Source organism: Reyranella sp. (assembly GCF_965279625.1).
In the GTDB taxonomy this organism is placed as follows: Bacteria; Pseudomonadota; Alphaproteobacteria; order Reyranellales; family Reyranellaceae; genus Reyranella.
The window spans coordinates 4583833-4599224 of sequence record NZ_OZ257251.1 but is presented as its reverse complement, the minus strand read 5'-3'; the positions used below and the strand labels follow the sequence as shown (position 1 = coordinate 4599224).

Sequence of the window (15392 nt, the reverse complement as noted above, 5' to 3'; positions counted from 1 at the left end):
ATCAGTTGCCGCGCGGGATCCAAGGGAGGCGGCCGAACTCGATGCCCTCTTCGGCCAGGGCCTCGGCCTCTTCGTCGCTCGTCTCGCCGTAGATGCCGCGCCTGTCGCTTTCGCCATAGTGAATCTTGCGGGCCTCTTCGGCGAACTTGTCGCCGACATGCTCGCAGTTCTTCTCGACCTCGGCGCGGACCGCCAGCAGGGCCTCGCGCAGTTCCTTGGGCATGTGCCGGGCGAGCGCCGCGATCTGCTGCTGTTGCTCAGGCGACGGCGCGGCGGCGGGCGTCTCTGCCCCAGGGGCCTCGACGACGGCCGGCAGCGTGGCGTCCTTGCCCTTCTTGCCGATGCGCGGCGCCATCAGGGCGCGCTCGACCTTGTCCGTGCCGCAGACGGCGCAGCCGATCAGGGATTTCTTCTCCTGACGTTCATAGGTCTTGCTGTCCTTGAACCAGCTGTCGAACTCGTGGCCATTGGCGCAGCGCAAGCGATACAAAATCATGACAACCAGAAAAATGGTGGCTTGTCGGGCCGGACGCAAGGCCCGATTGTCGCGCCCCGCCTCTTGAGGCCACCAGCAGCAGCCGTCGATGTCTCCGCAACCCTCCACTCTCAAGGCTGCCTTCTGGATGGCCGGCTGGCTGACGGCCATGCTCGTCATGGCGATTGCCGGCCGCGAGACGACGCGCGAGCTCGACGTCTTCCAGATCCTGGAGATGCGCTCGGTGATCGGCCTGGCCATGCTCTATCCGCTGATCCATGTCGCAGGCGGCTTCGCCAAGCTTAAGACGGCGCGGCCCTGGCAGCAGGTCGGCCGCAACATCGCCCACTACGGCGCGCAATTCGCCTGGTTCAAGGCGCTGACCCTGATCCCGCTCGCCCAGGTCATCTCCATCGAATTCACCATGCCGATCTGGACCGCGATCCTGGCGGTCGCCTTCCTCGGCGAGCGGATGGGTCTGTGGAAGAACCTCGCGGTGGCGTTGGGGATCGTCGGTGTCGTCATCATCGTGCGGCCGGGAACCACCGAGATCGTGCCCGGCCAGATCATCGCGCTGGCGGCCGCCGTCGGCTTCGCCATCTCGGTGACCATGGTGAAGTCGCTCACCCGCACCGACAGCGTGCTCACCATCGTGTTCTGGATGCTGCTCATCCAGTCGATCATCGGCCTGGTGCCGGCGCTCGACGTGTGGCGCTGGCCCTCGGCCTATGTCTGGGCGTGGATCATCGTCATCGCCTTCTGCGGCACCTTCTCCCATTACTGCCTGACACGCGCGATGCAGCACGCCGATGCGACCGTCGTCGTGCCGATGGATTTCCTGCGCGTGCCGCTGGCCGCCCTTGCGGGCTGGCTGCTCTACGGCGAGGGCGTGGACACGTTGACGATCCTCGGCGCGGCGCTGATCCTCTCGGGGAACCTGCTGAACCTGAAGGGTGCGGGAGCGCGCAAGACATGACTCCCTCCTCCTGGGTCGCCGCCTGGGCCGGGCTCGTCCCACCCGGCGTCGCCGTCCTCGATCTCGCCGCCGGCAAGGGTCGCCACACCGCGTTCTTCGCCGGCCGCGGCCACCGGGTGACCGCGGTGGATCGCGACGTGAGCAACCTTGTCGCGTCCGACGCGGTCGAGGCGATCGCAGCCGATCTCGAGGATGGTTCGCCCTGGCCGCTGGCCGGCCGCCGCTTCGGCGCGATCGTCGTCACCAACTACCTGCACCGACCGCTGTTCCCGACCCTGTTCGAGACGCTGCTGCCGGGCGGCATCCTGCTCTACGAGACCTTCATGGAAGGCAACGAGCGTTTCGGAAAGCCGAGCCGACCGGAGTTCCTGCTGAAGGACGGCGAACTGCTCGACCTCGTGCGCGGGCGCTTCTCAGTCACCGCCTACGAAGCGCGCATGATCAGCCAGCCGAAGATGGCGATGGTGCAGAGGATCGCCGCCCGCCGTCTCTAGGTCGTGCTCAGGCGCCGCGCGCGCCGCGCACCAGCCGGCCCGGCAGCGCGCCGGTCGCCTCGCCCTGCCGATAGACGATCGCGCCCGACACGATGGTCGCGTCGAAGCCGTCAGTTCGCTGGATCAGTCGCTTTCCGCCGGCCGGCAGGTCGTACACAACCTCGGGCCGTCGAAGCCGCATATTGTCGTAATCGATGACGTTGATGTCGGCCTTCAGGCCTACCTTCAGCAGCCCACGGTCGCGCAGGCCGATCTCGGCCGCATTGTCGGCGGTCAGCCTCTTGATGGCCCACGACACCGGAAGCAACGAGCCGCGCCGACGGTCGCGCGTCCAGTGCGTCAGCGTATAGCTGGTGGCCGTGGCGTCGCACATGAGGCCGACATGGGCGCCACCGTCGCCCAGCCCGAGCAGCGTGTTGGGCCGGTCGATCATCTCACGGACCACGTCGAGATTGCCGGCGACGAAGTTGGTGACCGGCAGATAGAAAATCTGCTTGCCGCCGTGCTCGAGCATCAGGTCGTAGGCGACCTCGGCAGCAGGCCGTCCCTGCCGCGCCGCGATGGCGGCGACGCTCTGGTCAGCCGTTGGCTCGTAGTCCGGCGGATCTCCGAGCGGGAACATCCGGTCCCAGCGGTCAACCAGCCGGTTTCGCCGGTCGCCTTCGAAGCTCTCGGCCAGCAAGCGGGCGCGGAACGACGGATCGCGCCACTGCGCCAGACGTTCGGCGAAGGGCAGGCGCTCAAGCCGGTCGGCGCTCGGCCGGCCCGAGAAAGGGTTCTGCGACAGTTCGAGGCCGAGCAGCACGCTGGTCGGCCGCGAACGGACCTGCGCGGTGATGCGCAGCCCCTCCGCATTGGCCTCGTCGATCTCCGCCATGGTCTCGCGCCAGCCGTCGGGGCGGGCGTTGGACTGCAGCAAGGTGATGGTGACCGGCCGCCCGGATTCCTTCGCCAATCGGCGGAACAGGCCGATCTCGCCTTCCTGGAAATCCGACACGATCTGCAGCCAGCCGGCGTCGGCCCGGCGCATCGCGCGGGCAATGGCGGTGAGCTCTGCCTCCTCGGTGCGCAGGGTCGGGATGTGCTTGCCGTCGGCCGACTTGTGATTGAGCGTGCGCGAGGTCGAAAAGCCCAGTGCGCCGGCGCGCAGGCCTTCGATAGTGAGCTCGGCCATGCGATCGCGATCCTGCTCGGTCGCCGGCTCCCGGTCGGCGCCGCGCTGGCCCATCACATAGACGCGCAACGCCGCGTGCGGCACCTGCGTCGCCACATCGGCATCGTAGGAACGCGCGGCGATGGCATCCATGAAATCCGGAAAGCTGTGCCAGTTCCACGGCAGTCCCTCCGCCAGCACAACCTCGGGAATATCCTCCACGCCCTCCATCAGGTTGATCAGCATCGCGTGCTGATCCTCGTGGCAGGGCGCGAAGCCGACGCCGCAATTGCCGAGCACGACCGTGGTGGCGCCGTTCCACGACGACGGCGACAGCCGCTCGCTCCAGGTCACCTGCGCGTCGTAGTGGGTGTGAACGTCGACGAAGCCCGGCGTCACCAGCCTGCCACGCGCGTCGATCTCCTCTTCGCCCTTGGGGAGGTTCTTCCCGATGGCCGAGATTCTGTGCCCTTCGATGGCGAGGTCGGCTTCATAGGGATCGCCGCCCAAGCCATCGACGACGGTGCCATTGCGAATCACGAGTCTGGCAGAGGACATCGGATGCTCCACGGATGGGTGGCCGAGACTGGCGCGATTCGAGGTTTCGGTCGAGGCCGAAGCCGCCGCAATTTTCGCCAGTTTCGACGCGAGGATTACGCATGCGATCCAGGCAGATAATCCGCAGATGGCGGCGCCTCGACGAGCCCGGCCTCGAGCTCATGACCTTGTCGAGCACGGCCTCCGGGCTGACCGTCCGTTCGACACTGGTCCATGCCGGTGAGGAAGGCTTCGGCCTGCGCTACCGCTGGGACCTCGACACGTCCTGGCGGACGCGCACGCTCCTCATCGAGCGCACCGACGCGCAGGAAAAATCACTCGTGATCGAGCGAACCGGCGATACGGGTTGGCGGGTCGATGGCGCGGACCGGCCCGACCTCGCAGGCTGTCACGAGGTCGACGTCTCGGCGACGCCCTTCTGCAACAGCCTCGCGATCCGGCGCCTGGGCGACGCCGGCGGCGATCTGCTGGCGCTGTTCGTCGATGCGCCTGCTCTGAGCTGCGAGCCGTCACGCCAGCGCTATGACCCTCTCGGCCCGCGCGCCTGGCGCTACGTCGACAAGGGCGTGTCCGATGGCTTCACGGCAAGGCTCGATCTCGACGAGGAAGGCCTCGTCACGAAGTACGAGCACCTGTTCGAAGCGTTCTAGGGCGACCTCGCAAGCTCCTAAGTTGACAAGAGTTCGGGCGGACCACTACCGTGACCTTTATGAGTGGCGCTCACCTTTGCACCGCAAACCGACGCCGTCGCTGCTTCCAGCGGCGGCTTCCGTTGCTGCGTGCAGACAGGCCCCTCTCCCGGTGAGGTCCGCGCCCTAGCGGTCTACCCCCGAGGCGGCATCAGCCCGCATCTTCGAACCCCCGCAGCCCTTGGCTTTCGGGGGTTTTTCTTTGCCCTTACTCCAGCAGCAGGACACCCCCATGAGCATTCGCGTCGGCATTGTAGGAATCAGCGGTTTTGGTGGCGGCGAGGCGATGCGCCTGGTCGCGAGCCACCCGTCCTTCGAACTCGTCTACGCCGCGGGCGACGGCAGCGCCGGCAGCCGTTTGGCAGACCGCTTCCCCGGCGTGCCGGCCAGGCTGGCCGCGCTGGTGATCGAGAAGTGGGACCCGGCGAGCCTGCCGAAGCTCGACCTGTTGTTCGCGTCGCTGCCCACGGGCACTTCGGCCGAGGCGCTGGCGCGCGTGCCCCAGGACGTGAAGATCGTCGATATCGGCGGCGACCATCGCTACGTCGAGGGTTGGGCGTACGGCCTGGCCGATGTCTGGCCGTCACAGATCGAAGGCAGGGCCCGCGTTGCCAACCCCGGCTGCTTCCCGGCGGCGACGCTGACCGCGCTGGCGCCGCTGCTGGCCGGCAAACTGATCGAGCCCGGCAACATCGTGATCGACGCCAAAACCGGAATCTCCGGCGCCGGCCGGGGCGGTGCCGACAACAGGTTCGGCTACGCCGAAAGCAACGAAAACCTGGTGCCTTACGGTCTGCTCAAGCACACCCACATGCCCGAGATGGCCACGACGATCGAGCGGCTGAGCGGCGGCAGCGCGGCCGGGCTGGTGTTCACGCCCCACCTGGTGCCGATGACCCGCGGCGTCCTTGCCACCCTCTACTGTCGCGGCCGCGCCACCACGGACCAGTGCCTGGAGGCGGCGCGGGACTTCTACGCCGGACGCGCGTTCGTCCGCGTGACCGACAAGCCGCCGCAGACCAAATGGGCGACCGGCTCGAACCTCGCGTTCGTCAGCTACGCGGCCGATCCGGAGCGCAACCTGGTGATCGCGATGGGCGTGGTCGACAATCTCGGCAAGGGAGCAGCCGGCCAGGCGGTGCAGAATGCGAACCTGATCTGCGGCCTGCCGGAAACGGCAGGCCTGGAGGGCGCACCTGTTTGGCCATGAGATGGCCTCGCAGGTCGCCTCCGGATGTCGGCTACTCCGCCGCCTTTGCGATCGTGGCCTTGTGCAGGGTCGCCGGGGCGTATTTGCGGTCGTGCGTCAGCGAGGGGACCATCTTCCGCGCCTCCTCGATCTTCGCCATGTCGACATCGGCGATGACGAAGCCCGCCTTCTCGCCGCCGGCATCGGCCAGCACCTCGCCCCACGGGGCGACGGCGATCGAGTGACCGTAGGTCTTGCGGTTGGAGCCCTTGTGCGTGCCGACCTGAGCCGGCGCGAAGACGAAACAGCCCGTCTCGATGGCACGGGCACGCATCAGCGTGTGCCAGTGCGCCTGCCCCGTCGGCACGGTGAACGAGGAGGGAATCGCCAGCATCGTGGCGCCGGCATGCGCCAGCTCGCGATAGAGATAGGGGAAGCGCAGGTCGTAGCAAATCGTCATGCCGAGCACGCCCCACGGCGTCTCGGCCAGGACCGCTCTCTCGCCCGGCTTGAACGTCGAGGACTCACGGTAGCTCTCGCCGCCCGCGAGCTGGACGTCGAACATGTGGATCTTGTCGTAGCTCGCCACGATGCCGCCCGACGAATCGATCAGGTAGGAGCGGTTGCGGATCTGCTCCTCACCCGGCACCCGCACATGGATCGAGCCCAGCAGGACCCAGGCGCCGGTATCGCGCGCCGCCGCGCGGCAGGCCGCCAGCATCGCGTGCTCTTCCTCGGTCTGCGCCTTGGCCAGCGTCTCGGTGCGGTTGGCGCCGATCAGGCCGGTATTCTCCGGCGTCATGATGAAGTCGGCGCCGGCGTCGCGCGCGAGCTTCGCCTGCTCGCGCAGGGAGGCCACGTTCTCGGCGATGTCGTTGCTGACGTTGGTCTGGATCAGGCCGGCCTTGAACGCGGTCATGATGAAAGCCCCTCAGCCCGGCTGTGCGAGCAGCGCGTCGAGCTTGCCTGCCTGTTCGAGGGCGGCGAGATCGTCGGAGCCGCCGATATGCTGCCCGTTGATGAAGATCTGCGGCACGGTGGTGCGGTTGGCGCGCGTGCGCATCTCGCTGCGCTTCTTGTCGTCCATCATCACGTCGGTCTCTTCGTAGTCAGCGCCCTTCTGGTCGAGCAGGCTCTTGGCCCGCGCGCAGTATCCGCAGAACGGTGTCGTGTAGATCTCGATCTTGGCCATGGTGAACCTCTTTCTCGAACTATAACGCTGGCCGGACAACCCGCGCCAGTGTCAGGACATCAACCCCTTTGGCCCCGGCGCGTTCCAGCGCGCGGGTGCACGCCTCGACCGTGGCGCCGGTCGTCAGCACATCGTCGACCAGCAGAACGGTCTTGCCGGCCACCTGCGGCTGCCATTTCGGGTGGATGTCGAAGGCCTCGCGGACGTTGCGCCGCCGCTCCGTCGCCTTGAGACCGGCCTGCGAACCCGTCCAGCGCCGCCGCCGCAACAGGTCGGGCGCCAGATGCAATTCGTGTCGAGGTGCGGCCGTGCGAACGACGATGCGGGCCAGCAGCGCCGCCTGATTGTAGCGCCGCACGAGAAGCCGCCGCCAATGAAGCGGCACCGGCGCCACCAGGTCGGCCGATGCGACAAGATCGGCCCCGGCCCGCGCCATCCAGCCGCCACAGGCCCGCGCGATGTCGGTGCGGTCACCGTGCTTGAACGGCAGGACGAGCCGGCGACTCTGATCGTCATAGACCAGCGCGGCGCGCGCGCGGCGGTAGCGCGGGCGGCGCAGCAGGCAGCCGGCGCAGAGGGCTTCGTCGCCCAGATCTTCCGCGAAAGGCGTGCCGCAGCAGGCGCAGTGCGGGGCGGAAATGAAGGAAAATCCCTGCCAGCAGGGCGCGCACAAGGCTCCGGGCGCTTCGACGATCTCGTTGCAGCCAAGGCAGAGCGGCGGCAACACGGCGTCCAGCATGGCCCGGCCCGCTCCCGCGACCGCCCCTCTCATTCCCCTCGGCAACATGCGTCGGATTGGGGCGGGCAAATGCGCCCACAGGATGGCGTTCCCCTACCCGCAGCCGCTCTTTGGTCTTACATACCCACTGTGACGAGACACTCCCCGTGACGGGCCTCGACCCCCTGCTGGTGTTCGACCGTGCCCTCCTGCGCCAGCGTCGCGAACGCGCCGCCCGCGACTGGGAGCGTCATGACTTCCTGAAACGCGAGATCGCCGACCGGCTGGTCGACCGCCTGACGGACGTGCGCCGCACCTTTCCCCTCGCCCTCGATCTCGGCAGCCACGGTGACGAGGTGGCGACCGCCTTGGGCGGGCGCCCGACCGTCGGGCAACTGGTGCGCGCCGATCTCGGCCACGGCTTCGCACGACGGGCGCGCGGACCGGCGGTCGTTGCCGACGAGGAGTTCCTGCCTTTCGCCGCCGGCCGCTTCGACCTCGTGCTGAGTGCCATGAACCTGCACTGGGTGAACGACCTGCCGGGCACGCTGATCCAGATCGCGCGCATCCTGAAGCCCGACGGCCTGTTCCTCGGCGCGATGCTGGGCGGCGCCACCTTGTGGCAGTTGCGCCAGGCGCTGGCGGCCGCCGAGAGCGAGATCGACGGCGGCTTGAGCCCGCGCGTGTCGCCCTTCGCCGACCTGCGCGACGCCGCCGGCCTGCTGCAACGGGCGGGCTTCGCCCTGCCGGTGGCCGACAGCGAGACGATCGAGGTCGAATACGAGAGTGCGCTCGCCCTGATGCGCGATTTGAGCCGGATGGGCGAAGGCAACCTCGTGGTCGGCCGGCGCCGCACCGTGACGCGACGCGCCGTCCTGCTGCGCGCGGCAGAACTCTACGGCGAACGCTTCACGCGCCCCGGCGGCCGGGTCTCTGCGAGCTTCGAGGTCCTGTTCCTCCACGGCTGGTCGCCGCACGCCTCCCAGCCCAAGGCGCTGAAGCCCGGCAGCGCCGCGCAGCGACTGGCCGACGTGCTCGGAACCTCGGAATTCAGTGCCGGCGAAAAAGTGGAACGGAGCTAGACAGTGCCTGCGGTGAAACTCTCGTTCGGCGGCCTGGTCGCCCAAAGCTTCGGCTTCGTCTTCGCCAACCTCGGCCTGTTCTTCCATCTCGTGACCATTCCGTGGATTGCCTCGCTCGTGATCCGGCTGCTGGGATCGGCGATGAGCCGCGACTCGCTGATGCCGATGCTGATCGAGAAGGCCGTCGATATCGTGCCGACGGTGATGTTCATGGTGGCGTGGCAGCGCGTCGTCCTGCTCGGTCCCCAACGTGTCGGCCGCTTGCCCGGTCTCGGCTGGTCGGCGCGCGAGACGGCGTTCCTCATCCACCTGATCAAGGTCGGCGGCTTCACCTTCGTGCTGCTCGCGGCCTTCGTGCTGACCTTGGGCACGATCGATCCGGAGATGCTGGCGGCAGGCGCCGCGATCGATCCCGAGGTGGCGCGCAAGCAGGCGCTGGCCGCGCCCATCGGGGCGGGCTTCACCGTGTCGATCGTGCTGGCGCTGCGCGTCAGCTACGGCCTCGCCGCGACCTCGGTCGACGAGCCGTTCTCGCCGCGCCTGTCGTGGGCCCACAGCCGCGGCAACGCCTGGACGATCATCGGCGTGCTGTTCCTGATCTTCCTCACGAGTGCGCTCGCCACCACCATGGCGACCCTGGTCGTGCTCGGCCTGACGCGCGGCGTGCTGGGCGCCGACGAATCGGCGGCCGTGATCACCTGGACGGCGGCCCTGCTGGTGTCCTACGGCGGCACCGCGGTGGCGGCGACGGCGCAGGCGCTGATCTTCCGCGACCTCCTCGGCTGGCGCGAAGGCGCCGCCCTGCGGACGTCGACCTAAAGCAGGTCGCGCAGCAGGCCGACCAGCGGCAGGTCCGCGGGCGGCATCGGATACTTGTTGAGCTCCATGGGGGCGACCCATTTCAGGACCTGCCCTTCGCGCGGCTGCGGCGTGCCGTTCCACTTGCGACAGGCGAAGACCGGCATCAGGAGATGGAACTTCTCGTAGCCGTGGCTGGTGAAGGCGATCGGCGCCAGACAGCTCGTCGCCGTCTCGATGCCAAGTTCCTCGTGCAGCTCGCGCACCAGCGCCTGCTCCGGGGTCTCTCCGGGATCGACCTTGCCGCCGGGAAATTCCCAGAGGCCGGCCATCGACTTGCCGGCCGGGCGTTGGGCGATGAGGACGCGGCTGTCGGTATCGACCAGGGCGACCGCCGCCACCAGCACGAGCGGCCGCTCGCCGAGCGGCGGCGGGCCGCCCGGACACGCGTCGTCGAAGCCGTCCATCAGGAGCGGTAGCTGCCGTTGATGTCGATGTAGCCGTGCGTGAGATCGCAGGTCCAGACGGTGGCACGACCGCGCCCGATGCCGAGGTCGATGTCGATCACCACGTCGGAGCCCTTGATGTGCTGGGCAACTGGCGCCTCGTCGTAGTTCGGCACGACCTGGCCCTGGTCGGTGATGCGCACGCCGCCGATCGAGATCCGCAGCTTGTCGCGGTCCGCGCGCTCGCCCGACTTGCCGACCGCCATGACGATACGGCCCCAGTTGGCGTCCTCGCCGGCGATCGCGGTCTTGACCAGCGGCGAATTGGCGACCGCCAGGCCGATCTTGCGCGCCGCGCCGTTCGACGAGGCGCCGCCCACGTTGATGGTCACGAACTTGGTGGCGCCCTCGCCGTCACGCGCGAGAAGCTGCGCCAGCTCGATCATCACCTCGTCGAGGGCGCGCTTGAAATCGACCAGCACGGGGTCGTCGGCCTCTTCGATCGGCGCGTGGCGCGCCGCGCCCGTGGCGACCATCAGGAAGGTGTCGCTGGTCGAGGTGTCGCCGTCGACGGTGACGCAGTTGAGGGACTTGTCGGCGGCGTCGGAGAGCAGTTTCTGCAGGACGGCACCCGGGATCTTGGCATCGGTGAAGGCAAATCCGAGCATCGTCGCCATGTCCGGCGCGATCATGCCCGAGCCCTTGAGGAAGGCATTCACCGTCACCGTGCGCTCGCCGATCTTGGCTTGGCGCGTGGCGAGCTTGGGAAAGGTGTCGGTGGTCATGATGGCGCCCGCAGCAGCCGACCAGGCGTCTTCCTTGCCCGACTTGATGAGGGCCGGCACGACGGCGGCGATCTTTTCCCACTCGAGCGGCTGGCCGATCACGCCGGTCGAGGCCATGAAGACCTCGTTGCGCGGGCAGCCCAGCGCCTGGGCGATGGCCCGGGTGGTCTCCTCGACGGCCTTGTCGCCCAGCTTGCCGGTGAAGGCGTTGGCGTTGCCGGCATTGACCACGATCGCGCGGACCTTGCCGCGGGCCAGGTTCTTGCGGCACCAGTCGACCGGCGCCGAGCAGGTCTTGGATTTGGTCAGGACTCCCGCGATGGTCGCCCCCGCCGGCACGACCGCCAGCAGGACGTCGTCGCGGTCGATGTATCGCACGCCCGAACGCGCAACGCCGAGCTTTACCCCCGCAATGCGGGGCAGCGTCGGAATCGACTTGGGTGCGAGCGGCGATACGGCGTGCGTGGCGGACATGGTTCTCCCCTCAGGCACGGCCACAGGTACGCGGCCGGCCAGCGGCGGAGCCTACACCAGAAATGCCCCAAAACGTGAGTTCTAGTTGCGTGCGGCCTCTACTTCGGCGGCTGGGCCGGAGTCGCGGGCTTGGCGGGCGTCGCGGCGGGAGCCGCCGGCGCGGCCGGCGCTGCAGGCGCCGCCTCCACCTTGGTCCCGTCGATGTTGAACTTCTCGATCTTCGATCCGGCGCGGATCTTGTCGAGCTGGGCGGTTACCGCCTCGCGGGCCAGTTCCTCGCGGATCTGGTCGGAAAGCTCCTCCAGCGCCGGCGGCGGCGCCGTGCGGCGATCGTCGATCTTGATGACGTGGTAGCCGAACTGGGTCTTGGTCGGCGCCTCAGAGGTCTGGCCCTTCTTCAGGTCGAAGGCCGCATCGGCGAATTCCTTCACCATGTCGGACTTCTTGAACCAGCCGAGATCGCCGCCCTCGGCGCCCGAGGCCTTGTCGGTCGACTTCTCCTTGGCGATCTTGTCGAAGGGCGTGCCCTTCTTCAGCTCGGCGATGATCGCCTTGGCCTCGTCCTCGGTGGCGACCAGGATGTGGCGGGCATGCACCTCTTCTTCCGGCGGCATCGACTTCAGGCGCTCCTGGTAGCGCGCCTGGATCTTCTCCAGGGTGACGAGGCGGGAGATTTCACGCTGGATCCAGAAATCCTGCATGACCTGCTCCTCGACGAAGGCCATGCGCTTCTTGAAGGCGGGGTCCTCGTTGGTCTTGGTCTTCTTGCCTTCCTGAACGACCAGCTTGCTGTCGATGATGCGCTCGAGCAGCGCCGGGAACACCGCCTGCAACGGCATCGAACGATACTGCTGCGGCAGCGACTGCTGGGCGATCTCGAGCTCGGACAGGCGGATCTGCTGGCCATTCACGATGGCGACGACCGGGTCCTTGATGGTGGCCGGGGCGGCGGCGGCCGGCGGCTTGGCGGCAGGGGCTGCGGGCGCCGCCGGGGGCTTGGCGGGCTGGCCGGCCGGCGGGGTCTGGGCCAGGACCGGACCCGCGATGAGCGCGACCGCGCCACTCAGGAGGGCGAGGCGCAAGGAACGCAGGTCATGACTCATGGCGGACTCCAGCAGATTCATTCGTTTCGAAAGGCGCAGACCGTTTACACAGGCCCCGTTGGGCCAAGCAAGCGCCGCCTCCCCGGCAAGGTGGGTGATGGCGTTGAATTGCGGCACTTTTTCGTGAGTACGGCGTCCATGTCAGGGCGATGACACTTTATGGTCGGCCCGTCGGCATGCCTGCGGTGGTCCGCTGCGTTGACACTCTACCGGGCGCTCTCTATCTCTCACAAGGAGGGCGGGCCGCTGTGCCCGCCTAAGTCATTAGAATATCGAGGTTTTCATGCTTGGCGCGCTTGCCCGGACGCTCTTCGGGACGGCCAACGACCGGATCGTCAAAGGCTTCGACAAGACGGTGGCGAAGATCAACGCCCTCGAGCCGGAGTTCGTCGCTCTTTCCGACGAGCAGCTGAAAGGCAAGACCGTCGAGTTCCGCGAGCGTCTGGCCAAGGGCGAAACGCTCGACGACCTGCTGCCCGAAGCTTTCGCCACGGTGCGCGAGGGCGCCAAGCGGGCGCTGGGCCAGCGGCACTTCGACGTCCAGCTCAAGGGCGGCATGGTCCTGCACCAGGGCAAGATCGCCGAAATGAAGACCGGCGAAGGCAAGACTCTCGTCGCCACGCTCGCCGTCTATCTCAATGCGCTCACCGGCAAGGGCGTGCACGTCGTCACCGTGAACGACTATCTCGCACGCCGCGACGCCGAGTGGATGGGGCGGGTCTACACCTTTCTGGGCCTCACCGTCGGCATCATCGTCCACGACCTCGACGACGAACAGCGCAAGGCGGCCTATGCCTGCGACGTCACCTACGGCACCAACAACGAGATCGGCTTCGACTACCTGCGCGACAACATGAAGTATCGCCTGGACGCGATGGTCCAGCGGCCCTTCAACCATGCAATCGTCGACGAAGTCGATTCGATCCTGATCGACGAAGCGCGCACCCCGCTGATCATCTCCGGCCCGGCCGAGGATTCCTCCGAGCTCTACCGCCGCGCCGACACGGTCATCCCGAAGCTGAAGCCCGAGCACTTCGAGAAGGACGAGAAGAACCGCACAGTCGTGCTGACCGACGCCGGCATCGAGGAGATCGAGGAGATCCTGCGGACCGACGGTCTGCTGGCCGAGGGCATCAGCCTGTACGCGCCGACCATGGTCTCAGTGCTGCACCACATCACCCAGGCCCTGCGCGCCCACAAGCTGTTCAGCCGCGACGTCGACTACATCGTGAAGGACGGCCAGGTCGTCATCATCGACGAATTCACCGGCCGCATGATGCAGGGCCGCCGCTACTCCGAAGGTCTCCACCAGGCGCTCGAGGCCAAGGAGCAGGTCGAGATCCAGCGCGAGAACCAGACGCTGGCCTCGATCACCTTCCAGAACCTGTTTCGCATGTACCCGAAGCTCTCGGGCATGACCGGCACGGCGCTGACCGAAGCCGCCGAGTTCTCCGAGATCTACAAGCTTGAAGTGGTCGAGATTCCGACCAACGTGCCGGTGGCCCGCAAGGACGCCGACGACGAGATCTACCGGACGCTGGGCGACAAGACGCGCGCCATCGTCAAGCTTGTCGAGGAATGCCGCAAGCGCCAGCAGCCGATGCTGGTCGGCACCGTGTCGATCGAGAAGTCCGAGGAACTCTCGGAGGCGCTGAAGAAGGCCGGCATCCCGCACAACGTGCTGAACGCCCGCTTCCACGACCAGGAGGCCCAGATCGTGGCCCAGGCCGGACGGCCGGGCGCCGTGACCATCGCCACCAACATGGCCGGCCGCGGCACCGACATCCAGCTCGGCGGCAACGTCGAGATGCTGGTGCAGCAGAGCGTGCCCGAGATCATCGCGAAGTTCCCCGACGAAGCCGCGCGCAATGCCGAGATTGCCCGCGTCGAGGCCGAAATCCGTGCCGGCGTCGAGCGCGACCGACCGATCGTGCGCGAAGCGGGCGGCCTGTTCGTGGTCGGCACCGAACGCCACGAGTCGCGCCGCATCGACAACCAGCTGCGTGGCCGCTCGGGCCGCCAGGGCGATCCCGGCGCGTCGAGGTTCTTCCTGTCGCTGGAAGACGACCTGATGCGCATCTTCGGCAACAACAAGGTCCTCGACTGGGTCCAGAAGAAGGGCATGGCCGACGACGAGGCGCTGACCCATCGCTGGCTCAACAAGGCGCTGGAGACGGCGCAGGGCAAGGTCGAGGCGCGCAACTTCGAGATCCGAAAGAACCTGCTGCGCTTCGACGACGTGATGAACGCCCAGCGCCAGGAGATCTACAAGGAGCGCATCGAGCTGATGGGCACCGAGGACGTGTCCGACACGGTCGCCGGCATGCGGCGCGACGTGGTCGACACGCTCATCCGCCGGACCATCCCCGAAGGCGTCTACGCCGAGCAGTGGAAGATCGGCGAGCTCAAGGACGATGTGCAGCGCATCTTCGGCCTCGACCTGCCGGTCGAAGAGTGGGCCAAGGAAGAGGGCATTGCCGACGAGGAGATCAAGGTTCGCCTCAACGACGCGGTCGAGCGCGTGTTCGCGCAGAAGGCCGCGCAGTACGGGCCCGACGTCTGGCGCCAGGTCGAGAAGAGCGTGCTCATGCAGATCTTCGACCAGAGCTGGAAGGACCATCTCCTTCACCTCGACCATCTGCGTCAGGGCATCGGGCTACGCGCCTACGGCCAGAAGGATCCACTGAACGAGTACAAGCGCGAGGCCTTCAACCTCTTCAGCGACCTGCTGACCAACCTGCGCGAGCAGGTGGTCACGCTGCTGGCGACCCTGCAGATCCGCATGGAACCGCCGCCCATGCCAGAAATGCCGTCCAACATGCACGAGGTGCACGAAGACCCCGCCCTGGCCGCGTCGATGAGCGACGACCCCGCCTACGATCCGGCGGACCCGGATGGCGGCGGCGTGGCGACGCTGCACCGCCCGCGTCCCGTGGCCAAGGGCCCGGTCGATCCGAACGATCCCGCGACCTGGGGCAAGGTCTCCCGCAACTCCCTGTGCCCCTGCGGCTCGGGCAAGAAGTTCAAGCACTGCCACGGGCGAGTCTAAGATCGTTATTTTTCAATGATTTAGCGATCTGACGCCCGACATTTTTTGTAGGCATTTGTTGTGCATTCGCAGAAGCGTTTGTTTGCCAGGCGAATGTTCGGCACTGCCCCAAATGGGCAATGAGCGCCGCCTAGAGGGCGAAAATCTCCTGTCGTTCAGACGCAATGGCATTTGCGCGGGCTGGCATCGCCATCGGCGAGCGGCGGTATCT

The 15392-nt window shown here is 67.3% G+C and carries 15 protein-coding genes; 7 read left to right on the top strand and 8 right to left on the bottom strand.

Annotated elements, in window-relative coordinates; genetic code table 11:
* Position 1: 1 nt before the first annotated feature.
* Positions 2-646 (bottom strand): DUF1178 family protein, encoded by a 645-nt coding sequence (locus tag ACQY78_RS22355; protein ID WP_428678891.1) that lies wholly within the window; start codon positions 644-646, stop codon positions 2-4.
* On the opposite strand from ACQY78_RS22355, the gene ACQY78_RS22350 reads away from it, so the two are divergent.
* Positions 585-1451 (top strand): DMT family transporter, encoded by an 867-nt coding sequence (locus ACQY78_RS22350; RefSeq protein WP_428678889.1) that lies wholly within the window; start codon positions 585-587, stop codon positions 1449-1451. The genes ACQY78_RS22355 and ACQY78_RS22350 overlap by 62 nt on opposite strands.
* Positions 1448-1945 carry a class I SAM-dependent methyltransferase gene (locus ACQY78_RS22345; protein ID WP_428678886.1) on the top strand — a complete coding sequence of 166 codons (498 nt, stop codon included), beginning with the start codon at positions 1448-1450 and terminating at the stop codon, positions 1943-1945. The genes ACQY78_RS22350 and ACQY78_RS22345 overlap by 4 nt, the downstream gene beginning before the upstream one ends.
* Positions 1946-1952: 7 nt before the next feature.
* Here the strand turns inward: ACQY78_RS22345 and ACQY78_RS22340 are convergent, their stop codons facing one another.
* Positions 1953-3656, bottom strand: coding sequence for an N-acyl-D-amino-acid deacylase family protein (locus tag ACQY78_RS22340; RefSeq protein WP_428678884.1), 1704 nt, complete (start codon positions 3654-3656; stop codon positions 1953-1955).
* Positions 3657-3757: 101 nt separating this feature from the next.
* Here ACQY78_RS22340 and ACQY78_RS22335 point away from each other — a divergent pair, with 101 nt between their 5' ends.
* Together ACQY78_RS22335 and argC are read left to right on the top strand one after the other, a co-directional pair.
* Positions 3758-4306 carry a putative glycolipid-binding domain-containing protein gene (locus ACQY78_RS22335; RefSeq protein ID WP_428678882.1) on the top strand — a complete coding sequence of 183 codons (549 nt, stop codon included), beginning with the start codon at positions 3758-3760 and terminating at the stop codon, positions 4304-4306.
* Positions 4307-4577: 271 nt separating this feature from the next.
* Positions 4578-5555 (top strand): N-acetyl-gamma-glutamyl-phosphate reductase, encoded by a 978-nt coding sequence (gene argC / locus ACQY78_RS22330; protein WP_428678879.1) that lies wholly within the window; start codon positions 4578-4580, stop codon positions 5553-5555.
* A gap of 31 nt (positions 5556-5586) precedes the next feature.
* Here the strand turns inward: argC and ACQY78_RS22325 are convergent, their stop codons facing one another.
* From ACQY78_RS22325 to ACQY78_RS22315, 3 genes are read right to left on the bottom strand one after another with little or no spacing between them, the layout of a single operon-like run.
* Positions 5587-6453, bottom strand: a complete 867-nt coding sequence (locus ACQY78_RS22325) for a carbon-nitrogen hydrolase family protein (protein ID WP_428678877.1) — start codon at positions 6451-6453, stop codon at positions 5587-5589.
* A gap of 12 nt (positions 6454-6465) precedes the next feature.
* Positions 6466-6726, bottom strand: coding sequence for a glutaredoxin 3 (gene grxC / locus ACQY78_RS22320; protein ID WP_428678874.1), 261 nt, complete (start codon positions 6724-6726; stop codon positions 6466-6468).
* A 19-nt stretch (positions 6727-6745) separates the two neighbouring features.
* On the bottom strand, positions 6746-7465 hold the full coding sequence (locus ACQY78_RS22315; RefSeq protein ID WP_428678871.1) for a ComF family protein: 720 nt from the start codon (positions 7463-7465) through the stop codon (positions 6746-6748).
* Positions 7466-7611: 146 nt separating this feature from the next.
* On the opposite strand from ACQY78_RS22315, the gene ACQY78_RS22310 reads away from it, so the two are divergent.
* Together ACQY78_RS22310 and ACQY78_RS22305 are read left to right on the top strand one after the other, a co-directional pair.
* Positions 7612-8526, top strand: a complete 915-nt coding sequence (locus ACQY78_RS22310) for a methyltransferase domain-containing protein (protein WP_428678868.1) — start codon at positions 7612-7614, stop codon at positions 8524-8526.
* A 3-nt stretch (positions 8527-8529) separates the two neighbouring features.
* Complete coding sequence (locus ACQY78_RS22305) at positions 8530-9345, top strand: hypothetical protein (RefSeq protein ID WP_428678866.1); 816 nt, start codon at positions 8530-8532, stop codon at positions 9343-9345.
* Here the strand turns inward: ACQY78_RS22305 and mutT are convergent.
* The 3 genes from mutT to ACQY78_RS22290 all read right to left on the bottom strand — a co-directional run bounded on the left by mutT (position 9342) and on the right by ACQY78_RS22290 (position 12132).
* Positions 9342-9791, bottom strand: a complete 450-nt coding sequence (gene mutT / locus ACQY78_RS22300; protein ID WP_428678864.1) for an 8-oxo-dGTP diphosphatase MutT — start codon at positions 9789-9791, stop codon at positions 9342-9344. The genes ACQY78_RS22305 and mutT overlap by 4 nt on opposite strands.
* Positions 9791-11029, bottom strand: coding sequence for a bifunctional glutamate N-acetyltransferase/amino-acid acetyltransferase ArgJ (gene argJ / locus ACQY78_RS22295; RefSeq protein WP_428678861.1), 1239 nt, complete (start codon positions 11027-11029; stop codon positions 9791-9793). Before argJ ends, mutT begins: the two co-directional genes overlap by 1 nt.
* A 98-nt stretch (positions 11030-11127) precedes the next feature.
* On the bottom strand, positions 11128-12132 hold the full coding sequence (locus ACQY78_RS22290) for a peptidylprolyl isomerase (protein ID WP_428678858.1): 1005 nt from the start codon (positions 12130-12132) through the stop codon (positions 11128-11130).
* 283 nt (positions 12133-12415) lie between these two features.
* On the opposite strand from ACQY78_RS22290, the gene secA reads away from it, so the two are divergent.
* Positions 12416-15181, top strand: coding sequence for a preprotein translocase subunit SecA (secA, locus tag ACQY78_RS22285; protein ID WP_428678855.1), 2766 nt, complete (start codon positions 12416-12418; stop codon positions 15179-15181).
* Positions 15182-15392 lie beyond the last annotated feature (211 nt).

What these genes read in the sequence shown, in the direction of transcription:
- ACQY78_RS22350 (WP_428678889.1), top strand. Translation starts at nt 585, where the DNA reads ATGTCTCCGCAACCCTCCACTCTCAAGGCTGCCTTCTGGATGGCCGGC.
- ACQY78_RS22355 (WP_428678891.1), bottom strand. Translation starts at nt 646, where the DNA reads ATGGCCGTCAGCCAGCCGGCCATCCAGAAGGCAGCCTTGAGAGTGGAG.
- ACQY78_RS22345 (WP_428678886.1), top strand. Translation starts at nt 1,448, where the DNA reads ATGACTCCCTCCTCCTGGGTCGCCGCCTGGGCCGGGCTCGTCCCACCC.
- ACQY78_RS22340 (WP_428678884.1), bottom strand. Translation starts at nt 3,656, where the DNA reads ATGTCCTCTGCCAGACTCGTGATTCGCAATGGCACCGTCGTCGATGGC.
- ACQY78_RS22335 (WP_428678882.1), top strand. Translation starts at nt 3,758, where the DNA reads ATGCGATCCAGGCAGATAATCCGCAGATGGCGGCGCCTCGACGAGCCC.
- argC (WP_428678879.1), top strand. Translation starts at nt 4,578, where the DNA reads ATGAGCATTCGCGTCGGCATTGTAGGAATCAGCGGTTTTGGTGGCGGC.
- ACQY78_RS22325 (WP_428678877.1), bottom strand. Translation starts at nt 6,453, where the DNA reads ATGACCGCGTTCAAGGCCGGCCTGATCCAGACCAACGTCAGCAACGAC.
- grxC (WP_428678874.1), bottom strand. Translation starts at nt 6,726, where the DNA reads ATGGCCAAGATCGAGATCTACACGACACCGTTCTGCGGATACTGCGCG.
- ACQY78_RS22315 (WP_428678871.1), bottom strand. Translation starts at nt 7,465, where the DNA reads ATGCTGGACGCCGTGTTGCCGCCGCTCTGCCTTGGCTGCAACGAGATC.
- mutT (WP_428678864.1), bottom strand. Translation starts at nt 9,791, where the DNA reads ATGGACGGCTTCGACGACGCGTGTCCGGGCGGCCCGCCGCCGCTCGGC.
- argJ (WP_428678861.1), bottom strand. Translation starts at nt 11,029, where the DNA reads ATGTCCGCCACGCACGCCGTATCGCCGCTCGCACCCAAGTCGATTCCG.
- ACQY78_RS22290 (WP_428678858.1), bottom strand. Translation starts at nt 12,132, where the DNA reads ATGAGTCATGACCTGCGTTCCTTGCGCCTCGCCCTCCTGAGTGGCGCG.
- secA (WP_428678855.1), top strand. Translation starts at nt 12,416, where the DNA reads ATGCTTGGCGCGCTTGCCCGGACGCTCTTCGGGACGGCCAACGACCGG.